This is a genomic window from Sinomicrobium pectinilyticum (genome assembly GCF_003725735.1).
Taxonomy (GTDB): Bacteria; Bacteroidota; Bacteroidia; order Flavobacteriales; family Flavobacteriaceae; genus Sinomicrobium; species Sinomicrobium pectinilyticum.
On sequence record NZ_RJTM01000016.1, the window covers coordinates 1 to 4,734 of the forward strand.

At 44.1% G+C, this 4,734-nt stretch carries 5 protein-coding genes; 3 read left to right on the top strand and 2 right to left on the bottom strand.

Annotation, left to right across the window (positions count from 1 at the left end; all coding sequences use genetic code 11):
• Nucleotides 1-135 precede the first annotated feature (135 nt).
• Entirely contained in the window at nt 136-1,146 is a 1,011-nt protein-coding gene (locus ED312_RS03550; RefSeq protein ID WP_123214636.1) for a terpene synthase family protein, read from the top strand.
• A 309-nt stretch (nt 1,147-1,455) separates the two neighbouring features.
• Here the strand turns inward: ED312_RS03550 and ED312_RS03555 are convergent, their stop codons facing one another.
• Both ED312_RS03555 and ribD read right to left on the bottom strand, forming a co-directional pair.
• A complete protein-coding gene (locus ED312_RS03555; protein WP_123214637.1) occupies nt 1,456-2,073 on the bottom strand; it encodes an IMPACT family protein in 618 nt (205 codons plus the stop codon).
• Nucleotides 2,070-3,122 carry a bifunctional diaminohydroxyphosphoribosylaminopyrimidine deaminase/5-amino-6-(5-phosphoribosylamino)uracil reductase RibD gene (ribD, locus tag ED312_RS03560; protein WP_123214640.1) on the bottom strand — a complete coding sequence of 351 codons (1,053 nt, stop codon included), beginning with the start codon at nt 3,120-3,122 and terminating at the stop codon, nt 2,070-2,072. The genes ED312_RS03555 and ribD overlap by 4 nt, the downstream gene beginning before the upstream one ends.
• A gap of 130 nt (nt 3,123-3,252) precedes the next feature.
• Between ribD and ED312_RS03565 the strand changes: the two genes are divergently transcribed.
• Nucleotides 3,253-3,753 carry a GNAT family N-acetyltransferase gene (locus ED312_RS03565; protein ID WP_123214638.1) on the top strand — a complete coding sequence of 167 codons (501 nt, stop codon included), beginning with the start codon at nt 3,253-3,255 and terminating at the stop codon, nt 3,751-3,753.
• 65 nt (nt 3,754-3,818) lie between these two features.
• The gene (gene prmC, locus ED312_RS03570; protein ID WP_123214639.1) at nt 3,819-4,673 is read left to right on the top strand and encodes a peptide chain release factor N(5)-glutamine methyltransferase; all 855 of its coding nucleotides are present in this window, start codon (nt 3,819-3,821) and stop codon (nt 4,671-4,673) included.
• Nucleotides 4,674-4,734: the final 61 nt, after the last annotated feature.

Consider the following 4,734-nt stretch of genomic DNA (forward strand, 5'->3'; position numbering starts at 1 on the left):
ATTGCCCTTTTTTAAGGAGCGACTCAATATGCTACCTCTTGGGTAGTAATACTATTGTAGTTAAAATTTAATTTATTCATACTCAATATTTTTTGTGTAAATTTATATCAGAATCAACCATTAAATCAAAATAGCATGAAAAAGAAAATCTCAGATGAAGAATTCTATTCCGGATTAGAAGGTCTTCCGCAAATCAAATACCCATTTCAAGACTTTATTCATCCTGATTATCAAAAAGCACGTGAGGAATATTACGCTTGGATTGATGATGAATACAGCTTTCACAGCATGGAAGCCCGTGAGAAACATAAAAAGCATCATTTTGTAGATATTGTAACCCGTGCACTGCCTTTTTTAAAATCAATGGAAGAAATTCGTCCTTTGTCGGTTTACACAGCAAACGGATCTATGATGGATGATTATTTTGATCGATGCACACTGAAGGAAATGTACAAAATAAGTGCCCGAATAGATGATATCTTAACTGGCAGAGAATCTGAAGAGCCGAAGGAAAAAGGTATTTTCCATTTTTACTGGCAACTGCGTCAATATGCTATAAAATGCGAGCTCCCTGAAACATTATACAGGAGATTTGTAAAAGCCATACACGCTGTGTTTGACGCTTATGCTGAAGAAAAGACCTACTACAGAACAAATACAACCGCACCACTGCCTGTGTATACCCTAATTCGTGCAGATACCAGCGGTGTTCCTCCGTTTTGTATTTATGTTGCCATACAGAAAGAATATCGAACAATTCCGGATGAAATTTTCGACCATCCACATATTCTGAGGATTCAGGCTTTATGTGCCTTTATGGTCGGGATACACAATGATATTATCTCCTTGCCCAAAGAACTTCACAGAGAGGGTGATACCATGAATATTGTAAAAGTGATGCAGCATGATCATAAGCTATCTCTGCGTGATGCTTATGTGAAGTCTATTGAACTCCATGATCAATATTTGGATGAATTTTTAATTCTACAAAAGAATCTTCCGTTTTTTGGTGACTTCCGGGATCTTGTATCTGATTATGTACATGACCTTGGAATAATGGTAGCAGGAATATATAAATGGCATACTGCCGATACCACACGTTATGTAAACGGAGGCTATGTAGAGGGAGAATATGTAAGCCAATAATTTTATTTAAGCATATTGAGTTAGGCATTTAAGTTCTGTATGATTTGATGCTGATAAACAGGTTGATGTTTTACCATCCTTTCGATAGCCTTATGAAAAATAGTCTGTTAGGGTTGTGAACGGTTTAACCTGAAGGAAAATTCGTCAAGGCACTTATTCGAGATATTCTCTATAGATATAACCGAATTCAGAATAATGATTAAAACCATTGCCCTTTTTCAAGGGGCGATTACTTAGCCCGGTTTCCCGGTAAAATAACGGAAGGAGCTCAATGACAAAACCGGGAACAGGCAGGGGAGATCCGGTCCGTCAAAGACCTTCTGCTTCCCCGATTTTTACCCCGTAGATTTGTCCGAATGTTTCGGATACCATCGCCGCATCGCGTTTTCTTACGGAAATGATAATACGGCAATCCAGTTCGAGCTTTTGGTCTGCAATCGTAAGGTTCTTTTCCTTGATCACCCGCATTACCTTGTTCATATCCTTATAATCAAAAGTAAGCAGGTAATGTACATCTATGGTCCTCTCTTCGATGTCCGAAGCTTCCAGGGCCATCTGTGCAGCCGTACGATACGCATTAATGAGTCCGCCCACACCGAGCTTCACACCTCCGAAATACCGGACCACCACGATAAGCACGTTGGTCACTTCGAAGGATTGTACCTGTCCGTAAATAGGCATTCCCGCAGAATTATTAGGTTCCCCGTCGTCATTGGCGCGGAACTGTACGTTTTCCGTACCCAGTTGCCAGGCATAGCACCAGTGCCTGGCTGCATGATGCTTTTTGCGCAACGCCTCGATATGTTCTTTTGCCTCTTCTTCCGTACGGACGGGATAGGCATAGCCGAAAAACTTGCTGTTTTTATCTTTAAACAATACTTCCGGGGAAGGCCCGGTAATGGTTTTATAGGTGTCGTTTGGTGTCAATCTTCTGCTTTTTCCCGTTTCACAATCCGCAACCGGTTTCCCGCAACATCCTGTTCTGACAACAGATGTCCCCGTAATTCCGGCGCCGGGGTCCCGTTGTTAAACATCATGTTTCCCCTGAAAATCCGGGCTTCGTCCCAAAGTTCCGCATCTATAAATGTCCGGAGCATCTGCCGCCCCCCTTCGACAATCACACTCTGGAGCCCGTGCCGGTAGAGTACCTCGCATACCTGCGCTGCCATGTTTCCCGAAAAATCTATAGGCTCGGTTATCGTATTTTCTTCGTCCGGCCTCGTTTCCCCCCCGCTGAGAAACAGGGTTTTTACGCTGTTATCCCGGACCGAAAAATGACGCGGGATACGGAGCTCCCGGTCCAGTATTACCCGTACAGGCGAATTACCTGCCCAGTCCCTGGTATCTAGGCGGGGGTTGTCTTTTATCACGGTATTGGTCCCCACGAGGATGGCCTGTTCTTCACTTCGCCACTTGTGCACGAGTTGCCGGGAATACGTGTTGCTTATCCATACCGGGGCTGTTTGTTCCTGTTGTGCGGGACTGAGGTAACCGTCCACACTTTCCGCCCATTTCAGGATGATATACGGTCTTTTTTTGTTGTGATAGGTAAAAAAACGCTTGTTGAGCTCACGGCAGCCGGCTTCCAGCACGCCTGCGGTGACATTACAGCCCGATTCCGTCAGTTTTTTTATGCCCCGTCCGGCAACAGCGTCAAAGGGGTCAATGGTGCCTATGACCACATTTCCGATACCGGAAGCAATGATAAGATCACTACAGGGCGGTGTTTTTCCGTAGTGGCTGCAAGGCTCCAGGCTGACATAGATCGTCGATTTTTTCAAGAGGGAAGTATCTTTCACCGACCGGATGGCGTAAACCTCTGCATGCGGTTCTCCGGCCTTGCGGTGCCAGCCTTCACCTATAATTTTATCTTCATGTACCACGACACTTCCTACCAAAGGGTTCGGGTAGGTAGTGCCGAGACCGTTTTTGGCAAGCTGAATGCAGCGGTTTAGGTATTTTTCATGTATATTCACGTGCTCAAAAAATTGCTTGGTACCGGGAGAAAATACCGGTTTGGCTAACAAAAATAACATATTAAACAGGACCTGCCCTAAATAGCAGGGGCAATGTTTGTTTGTCACGAACAGAAAAAAAAGGAAATACATGACCATCAGGGAAATACAGCCGGAAGATAATCCGCAGATCGCACGCATTATACGCCAGGTTCTGGTAGACGATATGGGCGCCCCGAAAAAAGGAACAGCCTACGAAGACAGGGCGGTAGACCGTATGTTTGAAACTTATAATACCGAGCGGTCTGTTTATTTTGTTATAGAACAGGGAAGTACAATAACAGGAGGGGGAGGGATTGCCCCTTTGGCAGGCCATGACGGAAATGTGTGCGAGTTGCAGAAAATGTACTTCCTGCGGGAAGCAAGGGGCATGGGGCTCGGTGAAAAGATGATCGACCTATGCCTGCAAAAAGCAAAAGAATACGGTTACGACCAATGCTACCTGGAAACCATGCCTTATATGGAAGCCGCACAAAAATTATATCGGAAAAAGGGCTTCAGGTATATAGACGCCCCTATGGGAAATACGGGACATTGTTCCTGCCCGGTATGGATGTTAAAAGATCTTGATGTAAACCCGCAGGTCCCGTAGCAATAAAGATCTTTCCGGGCGTTGAGCCCCTTGTAAATTTATTATCTCATTAACTCGTCAACCCATTGATACTAAAAGAAATTCGGAGCATATTTCAATCGGAACTTCAGGGAATCTATGACCGTGAAGAAACGGATATACTTTTTTTCCGGCTGACCGAAGCATACTGCAACATCACCAGGTTAACCCTGGCATTACAACCGGAAATCACCCTGACCAGGGAAGAGGAACAACCGGTTTTTGAGGCCCTTGCCCGCTTAAAACAACATCAGCCCATTCAGCAAATCCTAGGAAAAACCATCTTTTACGGACTGGAATTCCGGGTAGATGAAAACGTGCTTATCCCGAGGCCGGAAACCGAGGAACTGGTAGATTGGATATTAAAGGATTGCCGGGCGCAACAGGCGGAAGACCCCACCATACTGGATGTAGGCACGGGTAGTGGTTGTATAGCCGTTGCACTGGCTAAAAACCTTCCGAAAGCACGGGTTTCCGCTATAGACATATCCGGAGCGGCACTGAAGGTTGCGGAAGAAAATGCAAAACGCCATAATGTATCCGTTGACTTTATAAAAAAAGACATTATGGAAGCCGGGGAGGAATATGAATATAAACTTGATATAATAGTATCCAATCCTCCGTATATCAGAAATCTGGAAAAAAAAGAGATTAAGAACAATGTATTGCTTCACGAGCCTCATCTCGCTTTGTTTGTCGAAGATGAAAGCCCCCTGGTTTTTTATGAAAAAATAGCTGATCTGGCGAAGAGCGGATTACGAAAAGGTGGGGTGTTGTATTTTGAGATTAATCAGTATCTTGGCAAAGAAATGATTGAAATGGTCGAAAGCAAAGGGTTTAAAGACATTTGTTTAAAAAAAGACCTTTCCGGTAATGACCGGATGTTGAAAGCTGTGTGGTAGTTAGAGCTTGTTTAAACTGGATTGATTGTAGCGAAAAATGATGATTTTTGTTCCTTATGAA

Excerpts from the sequence above, each read along its gene's own strand:
- ED312_RS03550 (WP_123214636.1), top strand. The coding sequence starts at position 136 with ATGAAAAAGAAAATCTCAGATGAAGAATTCTATTCCGGATTAGAAGGT.
- ED312_RS03565 (WP_123214638.1), top strand. The coding sequence starts at position 3,253 with ATGACCATCAGGGAAATACAGCCGGAAGATAATCCGCAGATCGCACGC.